18 protein-coding genes and 1 tRNA gene are annotated in these 18,043 nt (G+C 56.6%); 8 read left to right on the top strand and 11 right to left on the bottom strand.

What is annotated here, in order from left to right; all coding sequences use genetic code 11:
- Window positions 1–9: 9 nt before the first annotated feature.
- The 4 genes from rpiB to ACUZ9Q_RS07940 form a co-directional block, all read right to left on the bottom strand.
- Entirely contained in the window at window positions 10–453 is a 444-nt protein-coding gene (gene rpiB / locus ACUZ9Q_RS07955; RefSeq protein WP_215647891.1) for a ribose 5-phosphate isomerase B, read from the bottom strand.
- A gap of 142 nt (window positions 454–595) precedes the next feature.
- Complete coding sequence (locus ACUZ9Q_RS07950) at window positions 596–1,381, bottom strand: outer membrane lipoprotein LolB (protein ID WP_227117907.1); 786 nt, start codon at window positions 1,379–1,381, stop codon at window positions 596–598.
- Window positions 1,378–3,162, bottom strand: a complete 1,785-nt coding sequence (locus tag ACUZ9Q_RS07945; protein ID WP_215647892.1) for a tetratricopeptide repeat protein — start codon at window positions 3,160–3,162, stop codon at window positions 1,378–1,380. The genes ACUZ9Q_RS07950 and ACUZ9Q_RS07945 overlap by 4 nt, the downstream gene beginning before the upstream one ends.
- A gap of 1 nt (window position 3,163) precedes the next feature.
- Window positions 3,164–4,426, bottom strand: coding sequence for an RNA polymerase factor sigma-32 (locus tag ACUZ9Q_RS07940; RefSeq protein ID WP_233482963.1), 1,263 nt, complete (start codon window positions 4,424–4,426; stop codon window positions 3,164–3,166).
- Between the two features lie 297 nt (window positions 4,427–4,723).
- On the opposite strand from ACUZ9Q_RS07940, the gene ACUZ9Q_RS07935 reads away from it, so the two are divergent.
- From ACUZ9Q_RS07935 to ACUZ9Q_RS07910, 6 genes are all read left to right on the top strand, one after another.
- Window positions 4,724–7,120, top strand: a complete 2,397-nt coding sequence (locus ACUZ9Q_RS07935) for a homocysteine S-methyltransferase family protein (protein ID WP_215647894.1) — start codon at window positions 4,724–4,726, stop codon at window positions 7,118–7,120.
- 49 nt (window positions 7,121–7,169) lie between these two features.
- On the top strand, window positions 7,170–7,637 hold the full coding sequence (locus ACUZ9Q_RS07930) for a TlpA family protein disulfide reductase (protein WP_022659376.1): 468 nt from the start codon (window positions 7,170–7,172) through the stop codon (window positions 7,635–7,637).
- A complete protein-coding gene (locus ACUZ9Q_RS07925; protein ID WP_192111896.1) occupies window positions 7,637–8,146 on the top strand; it encodes an N-acetyltransferase in 510 nt (169 codons plus the stop codon). The genes ACUZ9Q_RS07930 and ACUZ9Q_RS07925 overlap by 1 nt, the downstream gene beginning before the upstream one ends.
- Complete coding sequence (hpt, locus tag ACUZ9Q_RS07920; RefSeq protein ID WP_192111895.1) at window positions 8,133–8,681, top strand: hypoxanthine phosphoribosyltransferase; 549 nt, start codon at window positions 8,133–8,135, stop codon at window positions 8,679–8,681. Before ACUZ9Q_RS07925 ends, hpt begins: the two co-directional genes overlap by 14 nt.
- 43 nt (window positions 8,682–8,724) lie before the next feature.
- On the top strand, window positions 8,725–9,447 hold the full coding sequence (locus tag ACUZ9Q_RS07915) for a zinc-ribbon and DUF3426 domain-containing protein (protein ID WP_192111894.1): 723 nt from the start codon (window positions 8,725–8,727) through the stop codon (window positions 9,445–9,447).
- A 336-nt stretch (window positions 9,448–9,783) separates the two neighbouring features.
- On the top strand, window positions 9,784–11,151 hold the full coding sequence (locus tag ACUZ9Q_RS07910; protein WP_449247658.1) for an amino acid permease: 1,368 nt from the start codon (window positions 9,784–9,786) through the stop codon (window positions 11,149–11,151).
- Window positions 11,152–11,703: 552 nt separating this feature from the next.
- Here ACUZ9Q_RS07910 and ACUZ9Q_RS07905 read toward each other — a convergent pair.
- Window positions 11,704–11,779: transfer RNA gene (locus tag ACUZ9Q_RS07905), tRNA-Lys, on the bottom strand.
- Window positions 11,780–11,862: 83 nt separating this feature from the next.
- Between ACUZ9Q_RS07905 and ACUZ9Q_RS07900 the strand changes: the two genes are divergently transcribed.
- Together ACUZ9Q_RS07900 and ACUZ9Q_RS07895 are read left to right on the top strand one after the other, a co-directional pair.
- Complete coding sequence (locus tag ACUZ9Q_RS07900) at window positions 11,863–13,785, top strand: cytochrome c biogenesis protein CcdA (protein WP_449247657.1); 1,923 nt, start codon at window positions 11,863–11,865, stop codon at window positions 13,783–13,785.
- A gap of 169 nt (window positions 13,786–13,954) precedes the next feature.
- Window positions 13,955–14,431 (top strand): chemotaxis protein CheW, encoded by a 477-nt coding sequence (locus tag ACUZ9Q_RS07895; RefSeq protein ID WP_192111892.1) that lies wholly within the window; start codon window positions 13,955–13,957, stop codon window positions 14,429–14,431.
- Window positions 14,432–14,722: 291 nt separating this feature from the next.
- On the opposite strand, the gene ACUZ9Q_RS07890 is transcribed toward ACUZ9Q_RS07895, so the two are convergent.
- The 6 genes from ACUZ9Q_RS07890 to ACUZ9Q_RS07865 all read right to left on the bottom strand — a co-directional run bounded on the left by ACUZ9Q_RS07890 (window position 14,723) and on the right by ACUZ9Q_RS07865 (window position 18,043).
- Window positions 14,723–15,676 (bottom strand): rhodanese-like domain-containing protein, encoded by a 954-nt coding sequence (locus ACUZ9Q_RS07890; RefSeq protein WP_449247656.1) that lies wholly within the window; start codon window positions 15,674–15,676, stop codon window positions 14,723–14,725.
- Window positions 15,677–15,687: 11 nt separating this feature from the next.
- The gene (locus ACUZ9Q_RS07885) at window positions 15,688–15,945 is read right to left on the bottom strand and encodes a sigma factor-like helix-turn-helix DNA-binding protein (protein ID WP_449247655.1); all 258 of its coding nucleotides are present in this window, start codon (window positions 15,943–15,945) and stop codon (window positions 15,688–15,690) included.
- Entirely contained in the window at window positions 15,936–16,241 is a 306-nt protein-coding gene (locus tag ACUZ9Q_RS07880) for an RNA polymerase sigma factor (RefSeq protein WP_449247654.1), read from the bottom strand. The genes ACUZ9Q_RS07885 and ACUZ9Q_RS07880 overlap by 10 nt, the downstream gene beginning before the upstream one ends.
- Window positions 16,242–16,249: 8 nt before the next feature.
- A complete protein-coding gene (locus tag ACUZ9Q_RS07875) occupies window positions 16,250–16,588 on the bottom strand; it encodes a hypothetical protein (protein WP_192111889.1) in 339 nt (112 codons plus the stop codon).
- 594 nt (window positions 16,589–17,182) lie between these two features.
- Window positions 17,183–17,413 carry a hypothetical protein gene (locus ACUZ9Q_RS07870; RefSeq protein ID WP_022659388.1) on the bottom strand — a complete coding sequence of 77 codons (231 nt, stop codon included), beginning with the start codon at window positions 17,411–17,413 and terminating at the stop codon, window positions 17,183–17,185.
- Between the two features lie 9 nt (window positions 17,414–17,422).
- Complete coding sequence (locus tag ACUZ9Q_RS07865; RefSeq protein ID WP_449247653.1) at window positions 17,423–18,043, bottom strand: GDSL-type esterase/lipase family protein; 621 nt, start codon at window positions 18,041–18,043, stop codon at window positions 17,423–17,425.

Raw genomic sequence — 18,043 nt, 5'->3', positions numbered from 1 at the left:
GTATATCCCTTACCCGGCCTGACCGGGAAGATTGATCATGTCGATGCGGCGCTGGTGCCTGCCGCCTTCAAAGGAAGCGCCCAGAAATGCCTCCACAATGGCCTGAGCCAGTTCCACGCCGATGATGCGCGCGCCGAGGCAAAGCACATTGGCGTTGTTGTGCTGGCGCGACAGGCGCGCCTGAAGCTCAGTGGCGCACAGGGCCGCGCGGATGCCGGAGTGGCGGTTGGCGGCAATGGAAATGCCTATGCCTGTACCGCAAATGAGAATGCCTGTTCCCTGCTCCTTTTCCACAGCGGCGCAAAGCTTGTGCGCCAGCACGGGGTAGTCGCAGCTTTCGGTGGAGTGGGTGCCGTCGTCCACCACGTTGATGCCCTTCTGGGCAAGAAACTGGACAAGGAGTTCTTTCAGCGCATAGCCAGCGTGGTCTGAGGCAATGTGAATGGTCTGCATGTATACTCCTGCAAAGGTACGCACGGTGCGCCCGGACTGGCCGGACGCACCGCTAGAGCATTTAACACTTCTGTAGTGGCGGTTAAGGCGGGTTGCCCCGATACCGGGCCGCAGCCGTCAGGCGCAGCCCGTCAGGCCCAAACTACTGCTGCTGCTTGAACTTGGCGAGCGGCAGCAGGGGTGCGTCATCAGGAAGGGTTAAGGCCATCTGCTCTTTTGTAAAGGGCTGGGAAACCTTTTCTCTTTCCTTGATAAGCACAATGGCGCGTTTGCCGTTGCTGTGAGCAAGGTTCAGACGGCGGGGCAGCGGCTTGGGATCATCCGAATACAGGATTTCCATGCTCCAGCCCTTGCCGTTGGCCTGTTCCTGCCATTCCACGGGCAGCCCCTGCTCGTTGATGATCAGGCGGCCTCCGGGCTGGCCCTGAAGGTCGTACAGGGCCTTGCCGTCGGCGGAAAAGGCGGTTTTGTCAAACTGGTTGCCAAATACCGCCGTGTACCGGCCATTGAGCAGGTCGGCCAGATGCACGAGGTTGAAGGGAACCGGCACGCCCACCTGAAGCAGGGGCTTGGTAGCGCCCTGATAGAAGTAGGCCTTGTTTTCGCTGGGGCTGTACACAAGAAAATGCTGGCCGTCTTCAAGTATCTTGGCAACCGTGGTGCCCACGCCCGCCATAACGTCCAGTCGCAACTGGCGCTGGCTGTTGCCCCAGAACAGGGCCGTGACGCGCCGCGTATCGCCCTCTGTGCCAAAGCGCAGGCTCAGTTGCAGGCGATAGGGTTCAGACTTGTCGGCAGAGCTGACAGCCGCAAACTTTTGCCAGCGCTGTTCAAGCACGGCGCGGTTTTCGGGCGAGGTTTCCAGCACGGGCTGACGGGCGCAGGCGCACAGCAGCGCCAGACAACAAAAAATAACTAGTTTTTTCATAGATGTGAAAGCCGCTGCCGCAATGCTTCCGCATTGTCGGGTTTGAGTTCCATGGCCTTTTGATAGGCGGTGCGGGCTTCGTCCTTAAGGCCAGCCCGCGCGGCGATATCGCCATAGTGCTCCCATATGGAGGCATCCGTATGCTCGTCCAGCGTAACGGCGCGGCGGATTTCCTTCAGGGCGTCATCGAGTTTTCCAGCCTTGAAATAGGCCCAGGCCAGCGAATCTACAATGTAGGACTGGTTGGGAGCCAGATCGTTGGCCCGCACAAGAAGCGTCAGGGCGCGGTCAAGGTCGCGGTCTTCCTCGGCCAGGGTGTAGCCCACGTAATTGAGGGCCTGATAATTGTCCGGATGCAGGGCCAGGAGTTTTTCCATGGTTTTGAAAGCGGCTTTTTTGTCGCCGGTTTCATCCTGAAGAGAGCCGAGCAGAAAGAACATTTCCGCATTGTTGGGCCAGCGCTTTATGGCGCTCTGGGCAACGTCCAGGGCCTGCTTCATCTGCTTTTGCCGCGCCAGCAGGCGCACCTCGACCTCCACAAGCTCGGAGGAGTCGGGATTGGCGCTTGTGGCCTTGCGCACGGCGTCAAGGGCCTCGGCATCACGGCCGGCCTCTGCCAGCAACTGGATGCGCAGCAGCACGCCCCGCACGGCAGCCTTGCTGGAAGCCGGGATTTTATCCAGCCAGGAGAAGGCCATGTCCAGATCGCGGCGCTGGTCATATGCCAGCTCGGCCAGCAGCAGGTACACATCGTGGGGCGCATCGCCCTGGGCCACTATTTGCTTGAGCAGGCTTTCCGCCTGCAAAAAGTGGCGTGAATCCATAAACATGCTGGCGACAGTCAGCTTGAAGGGCGTACTGTCCGGCCCCTGCTGCATATACTTGAGCGCCCGTTCGGGCTGGCCCATGCGCAGAGAGATATTGATGAGCCTCAGCAGAACGTCCTGCGACGAAAAATTGAGTTTGAGCAGCTTTTCGTAAACGCCGCGCGCGGCCTTGAGGTCGGGCTTCTGCTCGTAGATGAAGGCCAGTTCCGCCAGGGCCTCCACAAAATCGGGCGTATCCTTGATGGCGCGCTGCAGGTAGGCCACAGCCTCGTTGGGCCTGTCCATGCCAATGAGCGCCCGGGCGTGGTAATAATCCACCAGCGGGGTGCGCTGCTTGCCCGTAACGCTGTTGAGCAGCTTTTCGGCTTCGGGATACTGCTTGGTTTTAACCAGCAGCAGGGCCAGCTCCATGCGGGCATCCACAGATTCGGGATGCTTTTTAAGATATTCGCGCATGAGCTTGACGCCAAGCTCGGGCGAACCTTTTTCCATGAGGGCTTCGGCATAGAGCAGATTGAGCGAAATATCATCGGGCCAGACGCTCAGGGCCTGCTCCATGACCATAGCGGTATGGGGCGACTTGCGGCTGAGCAGCCACACGCCGCCTTCAAGCCAGATGTTGACGGGCATGTGCGCCTTGGCCAGCAGCGGAGAAGCGGCGGCGAGGGCGTTGTCGTCCTCATTGTTCATGGCCTGCGCAAAAACAAGAAAGGCGTAAGTGTTGAGCGCATTGGGCGAAAGCTCTGCTTCAACCGGGCGCAGCGATACGCCCTTGAGGTCGTGCTGCTGGGCCTTTGCTGTGGCAGAAGGCGCGGCAGATTCTGCAGCGGACGTGTCCGATTTTTCAGCAGTCTGGTGCCTGGCGCCGGAACAGCCGCCGCATCCCAGCAAGGAAAAGGAAGTGGCGGCAGTCAGTGCCAGGGCGCATAGCAGCGCAACGTGGTTACGTTTCATATCAGGATTGTATCCATGTGTCTGAAAAGTCTTTGATATCCACAGCCAGATGCTGCCGGATCTTTTCCAGCAACCGTGCTTCAAGCTGGCGGACTCGTTCCCGCGTGACGTTATACCGTTCGCCTATCTCGCGCAAGGTTACAGGCTCATCCGTGAGCAGGCGGTTTTGCAGAATATACAGCTCTTTTTCGTTCAGTTTGGGCAGTATGGTTTTGAGCTTGCTGCGCACAAGCCCGGCGATTTCGTCGCTGGCAAGGCTGTCTTCAATGCCGGGGCCGAGCGCGGGCAAAAAGTCCATGCGTGTTGCGCCGCCAGCATCCTCGCCCACGGGCACATTCAGCGACATATCGGTGGAGGCAAGGCGCTGATCCATTTCGTTAATTTGGTCTTCCGTAACGCCGAGGCGCTCGGAGAGCATGGCTGCATCCGGGTCAAAGCCCTGCATGATCAGCTTTTGACGCTCGCGGTTCAGATTGTAGAACAGCTTGCGCTGCACCTGGGTGGTGCCGATCTTGACCATGCGCCAGTTGTCCATGATGAACTTGAGTATGTAGGCCTTGATCCAGAACGACGCGTAGTACGAAAACTTGATGCCCTTGTCGGGGTCAAACTTGTTGACCGCGCGCATGAGACCCACGTTGCCCTCCTGCACAAGGTCGAGCACGTTCTGCATCCATCTGCGCTGAAAGTCCATGGCAATGCGCACCACAAGCCGCAGATGCGATGAAACCAGCCGAAAGGCCGCGTCTGCATCGTTGTGGTCGCGCACGCGCAGGGCAAGCTCGTGTTCTTCATCCGGCTTGAGCAGGGGGAAGCGGCTTACTTCGCGCAGGTAAAGGTGCAGGCTGTCGCGCGGGCCAACTGCGGGCAAACGCGTTGTGGACGGCGCAGGCAGGCCCTCATGGTCGTCATCAAGAACAAGGGGGTCGAGGCCATGATCGCTGGCGTCCAGCTCAACGTCCACATCTTCCGCGGAATCAGCAAGCGCGTCGTCATCGTCCTGATCGTCAGATACGGAATCTGCCGGAACCTCGCGCACAGCGGAGCCGTCCACATCAAGAATGCTCTGCTTGGCGGCCTTGCCCTCGGTCGAGCGGGCGCGTGTCTTGGCGGCAGCGCCACGGGTGCCGCCCCCGGCAGGGGCTGCCCGCTTGCGCGAAGGGGGAGCATCCAGAATTTCCACCTCAGGCGAGGAAATTTCGGTTTCTTCTGCTTTTTGCGCGCTGCGCGGGTTTTTGGGAGCTATCGGACTATCTTTTTTCATGATATTTATGTCTGAGCATCGCTGCCTGTAACGGGCCGCAATGTTTAATGCTATAGTTTTGGTTTGTTCTTTTCAGTGTTTTTCAGTAGTAAAAGGCCTGCCGGGTTTAATGCGCGGCGCAGTTTTGCGGCCCCGGCGGCGTTCAGCCCCGGTGCGGCCCGCATGTTCCGGTTCGCAAAATCCTTACGGAATCAGCGGCCTCAAACAACGGAAGCCCCAGCATACAGGTATTGCAGGCGGAAGGCAAAGGTGCTCTTTGGCTTGCGGCGACTGTGCTGGGAACAGAGCGAGACGACGATGACATTTCGACAAGCCCTCGGCCTTGGCAGGCCTCTTTTGCTCGACGGTGCCATGGGTACCATGCTTCAGGCCTCGGGCATGCCCGCTGGCGCGACTCCCGAAGAATTTTGCATGGCAAACCCCGACACCCTGCGCGGCATTCACAAGGCCTATCTGGATGCGGGCGTTGATCTGCTGACATCGTGCACCTTTGGCGGCAATATTTACAAGCTGCCAAAAAGTCTGGACGTTTTTTCGTTCAACCGGCGCATGGTCGAAATTGCCAAAGAAGCCGCCGCACAGGCTGGCCGCCCTGTCTTCGTGGCGGGCAATGTGGGCCCCACCGGTCATTTTGCCAAGCCCCTCGGCCCGGTGGAACCGCGCGATCTTATCGCGGCCTTTGCCAATCAGATTCGCGGGCTTGTGGCGGGCGGTGCCGACCTCATATTTATTGAAACGCAGTTCGACCTTGCCGAAGCCAGAGCTGCCGTGGCGGCTGCCCGGCAGGAATGCGACCTGCCCGTCATGGTTTCCATGACCTTTGAACAGGGCGTGAGCCTTACCGGCTCTACCCCCGCGATTTTTGCCGAAACCATGCAGAACATGGGCGTGGATGTGGTCGGCACCAACTGTAGCCTCGGCCCGGACCAGATGCTGCCAGTGGTGCAGGAACTGCTTGGCGTATGTGAATGCCCGGTCATGGCCGAACCCAATGCCGGTTTGCCCGAACTGCGCGGCAATGAAACCGTGTTCCCCTTAGGGCCGGAAGATTTTGCGCAAAAAACCGCCCCCTTTGCCCACCTTGGCGCGCGCATACTTGGCGGCTGCTGCGGCACCACGCCCGCGCATCTGGCTGCGCTTGCGCAGGCCCTGCGCGGTATGGACAGCGTCACGCCGCCCCCGGTATCGCGCAAGGGCATCTGCCTGACCAACCGCTCCCAGATGGTGCGCATCGCTGTGGGCCAGCCCCTGACCATCATTGGCGAACGCATCAACCCCACGGGCAAAAAGGCCCTCACGCAGGAACTTCAGGCCGGAGCCTTTGACGTTGCCATGCAACTGGCCGATGCTCAGGTAGATGCCGGGGCCACGGTGCTTGACGTTAACGTGGGCGCCCCCCTGGTGGACGAAACCCAGCTTTTGCCCGAACTGGTGCAGCGCCTTGTGGGGCGGCTGCCCCTGCCGCTCTCCATAGATTCTTCCAATGCGGATGCCATTGCCAACGCCTTGCCGTACTGCCCCGGTTCGTTTCTGGTGAATTCCATCAGCGGCGAGGCTGGGCGCATGGAAGCGCTCGGCCCCTTGTGCCGCGATTTCGGCGCGCCCTTTATTCTGCTGCCCCTGCAGGGGGCGCATCTGCCGGAAAAAGCCGCAGAGCGCATCAGCACGGTGGAGAGCCTGATCGAAAAGGCCGAGGGCATGGGTATTTCGCGGCGGCTGATGATGGTGGACATTCTGGCGCTGGCTGTATCCTCCAGCGCGGACAGCGCCCTCCAGTGCCTGGAAATGACGCGCTGGTGCGCTGCCAACGGCCTGCCCACAACGCTTGGCCTTTCAAATCTTTCTTTTGGTCTGCCCGCGCGCGAACTGCTCAATTCCACGTTTCTCTCCCTGGCGGCGGGCGCGGGGCTTACCTCGTGCATCGCCAACCCCTCTGCCCAGCGCCTGCGCGAGGCGGCAGACGCGCTCAAGGTGCTGTGCAACCACGATGCCCACGCATCTTCGTTTATAGCCTCCTATTCCGGCTGGAAACCCGGCGAAGGCACCATACAGGTGCGTCAGGGCGGCGGGGCTGCGGCCAAAACCCTTGCCGAAGCCGTGCTCAACGGCGACAAGGAAAATGTGCTGACTCTGCTTACGGCAGAGCTTGACGCGGGCGCCGACCCCTTTACCCTTGTGCAGGAAACGCTCATTCCGGCTATTACGGAAGTGGGCGCGCGCTATGAACGGCGGGAATACTTTTTGCCCCAGCTCATCCGCGCGGCAGAAACCATGCAGACCGCTTTTGCGTATCTCAAGCCTTTGCTGGAGGCCGGGCGCGGCCCGGAAACGCGCCCTGTTGTGGTGATGGCCACGGTAGAAGGCGATATCCACGACATTGGCAAAAATATTGTTTCGCTGCTGCTCGGCAACCACGGTTTTGACGTGGTGGACGCGGGCAAGGACGTTCCGGCAGAGGCCATTGTTGCTTGCGCACTCAAGCACAACGCGCGTATCATCGGCTTGTCGGCATTGATGACCACCACCATGGTTCGCATGGAAGACACCATCAAAATCGTCAGGGAGCGCGCTTTGCCCATCAAGGTTCTGGTGGGCGGGGCTGCCGTTACGCAGGCTTTTGCCGATGCCATCGGGGCAGATGCGTATTGCGCTGACGCCGTAGGTGCGGTAAAGGCCGCCAAGCAGTTTGTTTAGCCGCGCCCCGGCGCGGCCTTTGCTCCTCATTCAAAACTTCGGGTAAACTATGAAGAAACTCATCCTGGCCTTATTGCTGTGTCTGGCTTTGCCGTGCTCGGCGCTGGCGGCCTCGTCATCGGTTCCTACCCTGAATTTGGCCGGGCTGACGGATATGCTTGCCAAAAACAAGGGCAAGGTCATCATGCTCAATTTCTTCGCCACATGGTGCCCTCCGTGCCGCGTTGAAATCCCCGAGCTTGTGAACGTTCGCAAAAAGTACGCGGAAAAAGACGTGCTTATCGTGAGCATCTCCCTTGATGAAGACTCCAAGGTTGTGCCCCCCTTTGTGGAAAAGATGAAGATGACATACCCCGTCTTTGTCGCTGACCGCGAAGTGGCGCGGGCGTTCAAGATTTCGCAGATTCCTCACAATGCCTTCTACAGCAAGGATGGCCAGCTCATTCTGTCTGAACCCGGCATGGCGGACGCCGAAATGGTAGAGATGGTCTTTAAAAAGTTGCTGGAACAGAAATAATGGAAAATACCCTTGTGGTGCGCAAAGCCCACATGGACGATGTAAAGTCCATGCATGGGCTTTTGCTGCAATGCGCCCAGAAAGGGCTTTTGCTGCCCCGCGCGCTGATCCATCTTTATGGGCATGTGCGCAACTTTATGGTTGCGGAGAATACTGCTGGCGAGATAGTGGGCTGCTGCGCCCTTGCCCCGGTGTGGGAAGATCTGGCCGAAATATGCTCGCTTGTGGTGCGTGAAGACGCCCGCCGCCTGGGAACGGGCCGGGAGCTTGTCAACGCCTGCCTTAGCGAATGCCGCGACCTGCATATTCAGAAAGTGTTTGCGCTTACATACCAGGAGGCGTTTTTCGCCCGCCTGGGTTTCAGGGTTGTGGACAAGAATGTTTTGCCGCAAAAAATCTGGGCCGACTGCGTGCACTGCGCCAAGTACCCCAACTGCGACGAAACAGCCGTTTATTTTGAACTGGATTCCGCTGCAAAGGACGTAGGAGAGGTGCATGTCCAAGGCTAACGACATCAAGGTAAAAGAACTGAAACCGGTATTCACGCCGGAACAGATTGCAGCCCGGATCCAGGAACTGGCCGCAGAGATCAACGCCGAGTACGGTGATGAGCCGATGGTGGCAGTGTGTGTGCTCAAGGGTGGCTTCATGTTTTTTAGTGATCTGGTTCGATTTTTGCACAACAAAAATCTGGAACTGGATTTTGTCCGTTTGTCCAGTTATGGCAAAGGGTCTTCCAGCTCCAAGCATGTGATCTTCAGCAAGGATGTTGAGATTGACATTTGCGGCAAGCATGTGCTGATTGTTGAAGATATCGTGGACAGCGGGCACAGCATGCGTTTTCTGCTCGGGCAGTTTGCGGCGCGCAAGGCGCGCAGTTTGCGCCTGGCTGCACTGGTGGACAAGGATGAACGCCGGGAAGTTGACGTTAAGGTCGATTTTGCGGGCTTCAAGCTGAACCAGGGGTTCATTGTGGGCTATGGCCTGGACTACGCCGAGCATTACCGTATGTTGCCCGGCGTGTTTGAAGTTATTCCCGAATAGGCTTTTCCCGGCTCCGGCAGCCGGTAGGTTTTGGAGTAATGGCATGGAAATAAAGTGTCCTAATTGCGGTAGCCGCTTCAATTTGCCGGATCAGCTTGCCAAGCCGGGCGTCAAGCTGCGTTGCTCGGTCTGCAAGACGGTTTTCACCTATGAGCCGGAAGTCCCCCTGGCTGAACAGGGGCCGCTGCCGGAAATGCCCATCAAAAAGAAGCTGCCACTGGTCAAACTGGCGCTGATTTTTGTGCTGGTGCTGGCCTGCGCAGGCGGCGGCTGGTATTATTACTCGCTCAAAAGCGCTGCCAAGCAGCCCAATGAGCAGGAAATTGCCAAGCAGGTTGAGCTGCTGACCATGCGTAACGTGCGGCAGTATTATGTTGATAATGAAAAGGTGGGCAAGGTTTTTGTGATAGAGGGCAGGGTGGTTAACGAGTTCCCGCAGCCAAAGGAACTCATTACCATTGAAGCCGCCATCTACGACAAGGACAAGAAAGCCCTGGCTGTCAAAAAACAGCTTGGCGGCGTGCAGCTTTCACTTTTTCAGCTCCAGGTGCTGAGCGAGAAGGAAATGGAATCCTTCCTCAACAACAAGGTTGAGATTCTCACCAACAACACCAATGTGCCGCGCGGCGGCGAAGTGCCGTTTATGGTGCTGTTTTACGCGCCGCCCGAAGGCGTGGCCGAGTTTGGCGTGAGGATCGTTGACGCAAGGGATGTGTCTGAGCAGGGCGGTTCCGGTACGGGCACCCCCGCAGAGCAGCCCAAATAACTGTTCTGACGCAAAACGCCGCTTGTTTTCGAGCGGCGTTTTGTTATTGTGCCAGGCGCAGGGCCGCATAAGCGGTTTGCCCACCGCGGTGCCAATACTGCGGCGGGCTGTATTGCGGCCTGCGGAATGTTGGGTCAGCCGTCTGCTGCTGACCGGGCAAAAGGCGAATGTGCGCGAAAGGCCGGTTTTGTTGTGGAAGCCGCCTTTCGTTTTTGGCGACAAGAGGATTGGCCGGCCGCATACCGGATTTTGTGCAACAGGGCGACTCTGGCGGGGAGTGGCCGCATAGCCAAATTGCTGCAAATGAAAAACGAAAAACCAGAATTGAAAAGAGCCTTGAAAAACAGGCATGTACAGCTCATTGCCCTGGGCGGAGCCATTGGCACCGGCTTGTTCCTTGGTTCGGCTGGCACCATCCAGATGGCTGGCCCCGCTGTTCTGATCAGCTACGCGCTTGGCGGCTTCATTGCCTTTATGATCATGCGCCAGCTTGGCGAAATGATGGCGCAGGAACCCGTTGCCGGATCTTTCAGCAACCTTGCCCACAAGTACTGGGGCGATTTTCCCGGTCTGCTTTCTGGCTGGAACTACTGGATTCTGTATGTTCTGGTGGGCATGTCCGAGCTGTCGGCTGTTGCCGTATATGTGCAATACTGGTTTCCCAGCATCCAGCCATGGCAGACCACGGCCTTTTTCTTCCTGCTGATCACCGGCGTAAACCTTTGCCATGTGAGCCTTTTTGGCGAAATGGAATTCTGGTTTGCCTCCATCAAGATTGTGGCCATTGTGTCCATGATTCTGCTGGGGTCTTTTTTGTTGTTCAGCGGCCATGCTGGCCCTGACGCGGCGGTGAGCAACCTGTGGACCCACGGCGGCTTTTTGCCGCATGGATGGGAAGGCGTGTTTACCGCACTGGCGGTTGTGGCCTTTTCGTTCGGCGGGCTGGAGCTTGTGGGCATTGCCGCTGCGGAAACCGACAATCCGCGTGTGACCATCCCCAAGGCTGTGAACCAGATCATCTACCGCATTCTTATTTTTTACATTGGCGCGCTGCTTGTGCTGCTGACCCTGCACCCCTGGAGCCAGCTTGGCGCACCCGTGGACAAGAGCCACTGGGCCCAGGCCATGGTAGCCAGCCCCTTTGTGCAGATTTTTGACCTCATCGGCATTCCTTTTGCCGCGCATGTGCTGAACTTTGTGGTGCTCACAGCGGCCCTTTCCGTCTACAATGGCTGCGTTTACTGCAACAGCCGCATGCTGTTTGGCCTGGCGCTTCAGGGCAACGCCCCCAAGGCCTTCGGTACGGTCAGCGCTCGCGGCGTGCCGGTGTACGCCCTGCTGATTTCGTCTCTAGCCACGCTGATCTGCGTCATCATCAACTACGCCATGCCCGGCAAGGCCCTTGGCCTGCTCATGTCGCTTGTTGTTGCCGCTCTGGTCATTAACTGGGCCATGATCAGCCTGACGCACCTCAAGTTCCGCGCTGCCATGGTTCGGGCTGGCGAAGTCATTCATTTCAAGTCCCTTTGGCATCCTTTCACCAACTATCTGTGCCTGCTGGTCATGGCCATGGTGCTCGCAGTGCTTGTGATCATTGGTGAAAGCCTTGCGGTAATGCTTGCCCCCATCTGGATTGCCTTTGTATGGCTGGGCTACAGGCTGAAAAAGCAGAGCAAGCATCTGCCTCCCAGCATGAGCAAATAACACTGTAGCCGCGTTTTCAGGCTGTAAAGGCCCGCTTGGCGTGCGCGTCCCTTTGGGGATGGCATGACAAGCGGGCCTTGTTTTTTTGTGGTGTGTACCTTGGGGGCAAGGGATTCCTGCCGCTGTCAGCCAAGCAAGTTGGGCAGCGTATGGCAAGGTGTTGAAAATTTTTTTTGGCACAAGCAGAAATATGAAATCGTGGCTTGTGGCCTGCTGCGACAAAATCCGTAATCGCGGCATTGCGGCTGTGACTGCCTGTCTGGCTTCAGGGCCGATGTGCGGTTGGTAATATTTATCCATGCAAGACTGTTAAGAAAAATTGGCAGCAGAAGGGGCAGAATCGGCCTGTGATGGGCTGGCAAAGGGCGGGAGCGGGCAAACGCGAACAAGGAAGGCCGTAAGCTGCGGTTTTCACAAGTGACGTAGCCGGAAAGCGCTTGTCTAGACTTGCCTTCGAGGAGCGGCTATTGTCTTGCAACAGGTGAACGCCATGAAAAAACATAAAGCAACAACAAAAAAAGGTTCGCGGTTGAACCGCGAACCTGAATTTTCTGGTGGGCCATCAGGGACTCGAACCCCGAACCAACTGATTAAGAGTCAGCTGCTCTACCAATTGAGCTAATGACCCGCATTGCGTGAAAAGGTGTTTACGCTCATGCGGCCCTGCCTGTCAAGTAATTTGAAAAAAATCAGCTAAAAAGAGACAATGCATTGAAATATGACAAACTGGCCGTAGCTTCCGCCATGCCGCTTGCCCCGGTCTGGCGAGTGCTGTGCGCAGGCCTCGTGGTGCTGTGCGCCGCTGTTTTTATGAGTTTTGGGGCGCGGGCCGAGGATCTGCAACCAAGGCTTGAAACTGCCCGCGACGGGCAAAACCTGATTGCTGCGCTGCATATTGTTATCCCTGCGGAATTTCACGCCTACGGGCACGAACCGGGCGAGGCGGGCAGACCCACCACTGTGGCCTTTTCTGTAGCAGGGGGCCGGGCCTTGCCCGTGTATTACCCCGATGGAGCAGTCCAGCGCGATTATTACGATCCAGCGGCTACCGTGAACGTGTACGAAGGCAACGTGACCTTCTACATCCCCTTGCCGTCCGATGCCGCAGGAAAGCCCTTTGTGGCTGATTTGAGCATGCTGTTATGCTCCAGCCGCAAGTGCATGCCCGTCAATGAACAAGTGACGGGTACGATTGCGGCCGAATCAGCGCCCCTCAGCGGCATGCCCTGGCGCGTACAGTGGCAGGAATTGCAGCGTCGCGCGCCTGCGGCGCCGCCGTCAACCACGGCGGAAGAGGACGGCAACGATGACGCAGCGGGCGACGCGTGGGCCAGGGAGTCCGCGCAGGCCACCACTGGTGGATGGGTCGAGGAAGGTATGGAAAAGCTGCCGCCGCCGGATGGTTTTGACGTTCGCCTTTCGCCGCGTTTTCTTGATGATTCCATGGAAATTTCCGGCCTGGGCAAGGCCCTGCTGTTTGGCATACTTGCAGGCCTGCTGCTCAACGCCATGCCCTGCGTACTGCCGGTGCTTACCTTCAAGGTCAGCGGACTGCTCATGGTTGGCGGGCGTGATGCCGCAGGGCTCAAGCGCTTTCGGCAGCACAACCTCTGCTTTGCCGCAGGGGTCATGACGCTGTTCAGCGCGCTGGCCCTTGTGCTGGGGCTTGCAGACCTCATGTGGGGGCAGCTTTACCAGAATCAGGCTGTGCTCATGGTCATGCTGCTGGTGGTCTTCTTGATGGGACTGTCCACCCTTGGCGTGTTCAGCCTGCCGGTCATTGACCTCAAGACCGGGGCCAATAGCAAAAATCCCTGCTTGCAGGCATATTTTACGGGCCTTGTTTCGACCTTTCTGGCTACGCCGTGCAGCGGCCCGCTGCTGGGCGGCGTGCTGGGCTGGGCTTTTACCCAGCCGCTCATCATTGTTGTTGTGGTTTTTTGGGCTGTGGGGCTGGGCATGGCCCTGCCGTACATCCTGTTTTGCATCTGGCCAGATCTGGCGCGTATTTTGCCAAAACCCGGCGCATGGATGCACGTTTTTGAGCGCATAGTGGGCTTTATGCTCATGGGCACGGCCCTTTACCTGCTTTCTGTGCTGCCTGTTGAGCGGCACATGCAGGTGCTCACCGTGCTGCTGGTGCTTTCGCTCTGCGCCTGGCTGTGGGGGCAGTATTGCGGCATAACCGCGCCGCCCCTGAGGCGCAAGATCATGGGCGTGCTGGGCGTGGGTCTGCTGGTGGCGTCTGTTTTCTGGGTGCTGCGCCCCGTTGCGCCCCTGCCCCAATGGCGGCAATTCACGCCGGAGGCTTTTGAGGCCAACCTTGGCAAAAAGCCCATGCTGCTTGAATTTACCGCCAACTGGTGCCCCAACTGCAAATTTATGGAAGCCACAGTGCTGACGGACGAGCGCATGCGCAAGCTTCAGGCCCGGTACGGCATGGAACTCGTACGCGTGGATCTGACCAACGCCAATGCCTATGCGGTGCGATTGCTTGACGCCCTGGGCAGCAAAAGCATTCCGCTTACAGCCATTTTCCCCGCCGGGGATGAAGCCGGGCAGCCTCTTGTGCTGCGCGATGTGTATAGCGCCCGGACACTTGAGCAGGCCCTGAGTGAAACTTATGAAAAATAATGGCCTTTTTCGTAGATTGCCCTATGGTTCTTTACTGCCCTGCCGATATTGTCTAATGTGTGACCATACAGCAGTGCTTGAAATGGAAAAGAGGTTCACGGCCCAAGGGTTGCCCCTCATGTAATTTTTCTGCACACGACTGCGGCCTACTTGCGACAAGGGAGCAGACATGGATCTGAGTCAAAAAAAACAGGAAGACGAACTTCTGCAACTGGTGACGTTCAGCATCGGTGAAGAAGAGTTCGGGGTGAACATCCTGAAAGTTCAGGAGATCATCCGCACCATGGAAATCACCAAGGTGCCCCGTGCTCCGGAATTTGTGGAAGGCGTCATCAATCTGCGCGGCAAGGTGATCCCCATCATTGACCTGCGTCGGCGTTTTGGTCTTGCCCCCAAGGGACATGACAAAAACACGCGGATTATTGTCATTGAAATCAACAACATCATCGTGGGCTTTGTTGTCGATGCCGTCTCCGAGGTGTTGCGCATACCCGCAAGCACGGTGGAACCGCCGCCGCCAGTTGTGGCCGGGGTGGACTCGGACTACATCAGCGGAGTGGGCAAGTTGCAGGATCGCCTGCTTATCATGCTTGACCTTGATAAGCTGCTTTCTAGCGACGATCTGGAGATGTTGACGTCCGTCTAGCCCGTAGCCCGGCATCTGGCGCTGCATTGCCAGCAGAGTAGCGTGTGGAGGCGTGCCTGCACCGATTTCTCTGACTGCGCCCGCAGAGCCCGGCATCCGTAGAGTAGCCACGTATACCATGGCTGCCTGGGTGCTGTGTCAGCAGATTATGACAACAGTGCCGAAAGGGTATTTAAAACAGGCCGGGCTATGCCCGGCCTGTCTGCGTTATGCGCGGGCAACAAGACTGAAAAGACAAATTGTCAGCTCACCGATATTTACGCTAAGTTCTGCGCTAAGTTCCGCGTATGCTCAGTTGGAGTATTCTGCTGTATGCTCTGCGGGAAAGCGGTGGTCAGTTTGCAGCAGCGGCGACTGATTTTTGAATCCAGATATATTCCACCCGGCGAGCCCCCAATCCAGGCTGTAGGCTTCATACCCCAGCTGGTTGAGGATCATTGCACCAACATTTGAATAGTGGCCAATGTAGCATGCGACCACAATTTTTTTGTCGCGGGGCAGCTGTAGCAGCTGTTGATCGCCGTCAATAAATATTTTTGCGGGCAAGCTTGCTGCACCGGGTATGTGCGCATAGGCATAGTCCTCTGGAGATTGCATACTGACGAGCAGGGCATCGTCCTTCATTGCTGCCAATTCTTCGTGGCTAATGCTTACAGGCCGCCTTTGGCTGGCGTACTCGCGTGTTTTTTGCAAAATACTGTCACTGTCACTCTGCCTGGATGCTTTGGAGCTTTGCGGGGGCACCAATGGCAAGGGGGTTGCAGTGTTTGCAAGGGGCAGTTTGCGTCCCTCAGGAAAAGCCCCCGTACCCGCAAATTCCTTGTTCCAGCCAGCCATCCCAAGTAACAGTGTTCTGGCATCATAGCCCAGCTCGCGCAGAAAGATGGTCATCTGGCAACTCTGCTGTCCGTTGGGGTCGGTAACAACAATTATTTTGTCACGAGGCAGAAGGTTGAGGGCAGAATCGGGATGTGCGTAATCCAGTTTGAGCAGATTCGCACCGGGGATATGGCCTCTGGCAAATTCATGGGGGCTCTGCAGGCTGATAATGAAATATGAAGCATCCTTTGCCGTAATTATTTTTTGCAGCTCTGCTGCTGTAATCGAGTGTTTGTCAGCGAGGGCCCGGCGACTTATCCGCAATATCTGTTCCTGCTCTGTTTCTTCAGAAGCACAGGCCTGTGTGGCGTGATCAAAAGCAAGTAGCATGGCAATTCCTATTATTGAAACTTTAAACAGCCACATATTGTTCCCCTTTATGAATTGATAATTTCTTGTCTTATGGATTCAAGCCTGGTGCGCAGCCGCAGTACCGCATAGTGCTTGCGTGAAATAAGGGTGTTAACTGGCACACCAGTTTCGCTGGAAATGCTGTTGTACGATTCGCCCAGTAATTCTGTGCGCACAAAAATATTGCGCTGCTCTTCAGGGAGGTCTGTCAGAGCGGATTCAAATTCTTCCCAAAACAGATTTTTCAGTACATGGTCTTCTGGGCGAGCGTCATCTAACAGCAAAAGTTCCAGTGGGTTGCCAGAAAATTCCTCCTGATCTTGTGGGCCGCAGTCTCCCGCAGAAATTGTTTTTTCTTTTTCAGCAGATCAATGCTTGCGTTACGGGCCACATGGTAAAGCCATGCGAGCATTTCATCCTGCGGCAGTAATAATTGATCTGCTTTCACCAGCTTATAGAATGCAGTTTGAATGACATCTTCCACATCATTCTGAGGCAGCTTTTTTTGCAGAAAAGTTTTCAGGTGCTGATAGCATTTTCTGAAAATTTCCTTGGGGATGGATTTTGGCAGGTGTGCCATGCTGGTTCCTATTTTTGTTCACCGTCACGATTGGTGCAAGGAAACCTGCCATGGTGTGAGCGGATGCGTTCAATACATTGAGCGCGCTGTTCCGGAGACATGGAATGCCAGTTTTCCAGTATTGCCTGCCGCTCTTTGCGTGCCATGAAGTGGCCCATATCTTTAAGGATGCCAAACCCGCCAAACAAAAGGCGTGAAAGAACAAGCAGCCCCACTGCCTGAGCAATGGAAAGTGTAGGAAGATTGAAAAGTTCGGGGATTAGAGCATTCCACAGCAACATGGTAGCCACGCCAAAAACAACTATGGCAACGGCAAGTTTAACTAAAAATTTCATCATGGTGTTCATAGGGGCTCCGTATAGGGGTATGTGTTTCTCACTTCCTTTAACGATTTGAAAAAGAGAATATTGTGTCTGCGCAAAACTTTGTTTTGTGAAAATTAATTTTTCAATTAAACAAGAATGTTATTAGTAAAAAGTTGTACCCATTTTTGGGGGGACACGGGCAGAACGATTGCAAGGCACAAAAAAGCGCCAGGCAACCTACAAAAATGTCGGGTGCTGGCCTTGAACGGGCGACTATAGCTGCTTTGATTTATATACGCTGCGGTCACGTATTTTGGGCATAGCACAGCCAGGATGTGCCTGTTGGGAAACGGGGTAATTAGGAGTGAGTGTGGTGTGCCTGTTGAGCAGCACAGTAACACGGCAGGCAGGAGCCTGCGGAAAGAATGAGGACGCAAACAGGGGGAGTGCCGAAAGGGTACAGCTAAAGCCGTTTGCTCAACGGCGAACTGGCACATGGAGTGCCAGTATGACAGCTAGAGCGCAAAACGGCAGTATACAGTAAGGCAGGTTATAGCTGGTGTAATGCTTCAAATTTAGACAAGTCAGCTAGGGTGTATTCTTGCCATGCCAGGCTTGGCGGGAATCGGCAGGATATTATTTGCCCAGCGGCTGCTGCCGTACCCGGCGGCTCGACCGCAGAAACAGCTCTTCCACAATGACCTTTTCATAATCAGGAGCCAGGGCAAGATCTGTGTGCAAGGCATTGCACAACATGCTTTCAAGCTGCTGGGTTTCTTCCCAGATTTCAAGCAGTTCGTCATCCGCCATTGTTTTGACACGTTCTGCAAAAGGCTGTTCGTCAATAAAGGGAATACATGAACCCATTGTGTTCTCCTACTGCGCGGCGCGCATGAATTCTCTAACGCATTGCTGCGCCAGCAGCGTTTGCGCCATCTGGGCGCAACCCTGTGATCCGGGGTGCAGCCCATCGCTCAGATCGTCCATATAGACGGAATTGGTTAGCAAAAGCTCATGCACCTGCGCAAAAGGAATGCCGCGCTGGTCGCACAGCATTTGTTGCAGTTTGCACAGTTGTGCGATGCGGGCGTTCGCTTCCGCTGCCGCAACGGGCGGCGGGCTGATCACCAGTGTGGGGGCGGTTGCCGCCGCTTCTTCCAGCACGGGGTGCAGCAATGCTGCCGTCGATGCCGGGTCTGCGGGCTGGCCGCCGCCTGGGGCAGCCATATCCACCACGCCCACGCAAAAAACAAGGTGCGGCTTCATACCGGGTATAAGCCTGTTTTCCAGCTCCTGCCGCCAGCGTGCGGCAACGTCAGCCGTGCCGTGCCGCCGCGCGCCCAGATTATAAAACGTGGCGCGCGGTATGGGGCAAAGGCCCGTTTTGTGTGCAAGCACTGCCAGCCTGCTTACCCACCCGCCCGGCATGAGACAATCGTTAACGCCTTGCGTCAGCGAATCGCCAAAAAAGAACCAGGCTGGTGTCGTATGCGGCAT

The organism is Desulfovibrio desulfopostgatei (assembly GCF_053570645.1).
This window is presented reverse-complemented; position numbering and strand designations above follow the sequence as displayed.

What these genes read in the sequence shown, in the direction of transcription:
- rpiB (WP_215647891.1), bottom strand. Translation starts at nt 453, where the DNA reads ATGCAGACCATTCACATTGCCTCAGACCACGCTGGCTATGCGCTGAAA.
- ACUZ9Q_RS07950 (WP_227117907.1), bottom strand. Translation starts at nt 1,381, where the DNA reads ATGAAAAAACTAGTTATTTTTTGTTGTCTGGCGCTGCTGTGCGCCTGC.
- ACUZ9Q_RS07945 (WP_215647892.1), bottom strand. Translation starts at nt 3,162, where the DNA reads ATGAAACGTAACCACGTTGCGCTGCTATGCGCCCTGGCACTGACTGCC.
- ACUZ9Q_RS07940 (WP_233482963.1), bottom strand. Translation starts at nt 4,426, where the DNA reads ATGAAAAAAGATAGTCCGATAGCTCCCAAAAACCCGCGCAGCGCGCAA.
- ACUZ9Q_RS07935 (WP_215647894.1), top strand. Translation starts at nt 4,724, where the DNA reads ATGACATTTCGACAAGCCCTCGGCCTTGGCAGGCCTCTTTTGCTCGAC.
- ACUZ9Q_RS07930 (WP_022659376.1), top strand. Translation starts at nt 7,170, where the DNA reads ATGAAGAAACTCATCCTGGCCTTATTGCTGTGTCTGGCTTTGCCGTGC.
- ACUZ9Q_RS07925 (WP_192111896.1), top strand. Translation starts at nt 7,637, where the DNA reads ATGGAAAATACCCTTGTGGTGCGCAAAGCCCACATGGACGATGTAAAG.
- hpt (WP_192111895.1), top strand. Translation starts at nt 8,133, where the DNA reads ATGTCCAAGGCTAACGACATCAAGGTAAAAGAACTGAAACCGGTATTC.
- ACUZ9Q_RS07915 (WP_192111894.1), top strand. Translation starts at nt 8,725, where the DNA reads ATGGAAATAAAGTGTCCTAATTGCGGTAGCCGCTTCAATTTGCCGGAT.
- ACUZ9Q_RS07895 (WP_192111892.1), top strand. Translation starts at nt 13,955, where the DNA reads ATGGATCTGAGTCAAAAAAAACAGGAAGACGAACTTCTGCAACTGGTG.
- ACUZ9Q_RS07890 (WP_449247656.1), bottom strand. Translation starts at nt 15,676, where the DNA reads ATGTGGCTGTTTAAAGTTTCAATAATAGGAATTGCCATGCTACTTGCT.
- ACUZ9Q_RS07880 (WP_449247654.1), bottom strand. Translation starts at nt 16,241, where the DNA reads ATGGCACACCTGCCAAAATCCATCCCCAAGGAAATTTTCAGAAAATGC.
- ACUZ9Q_RS07875 (WP_192111889.1), bottom strand. Translation starts at nt 16,588, where the DNA reads ATGAACACCATGATGAAATTTTTAGTTAAACTTGCCGTTGCCATAGTT.
- ACUZ9Q_RS07870 (WP_022659388.1), bottom strand. Translation starts at nt 17,413, where the DNA reads ATGGGTTCATGTATTCCCTTTATTGACGAACAGCCTTTTGCAGAACGT.
- ACUZ9Q_RS07865 (WP_449247653.1), bottom strand. Translation starts at nt 18,043, where the DNA reads ATGCCGCATACGACACCAGCCTGGTTCTTTTTTGGCGATTCGCTGACG.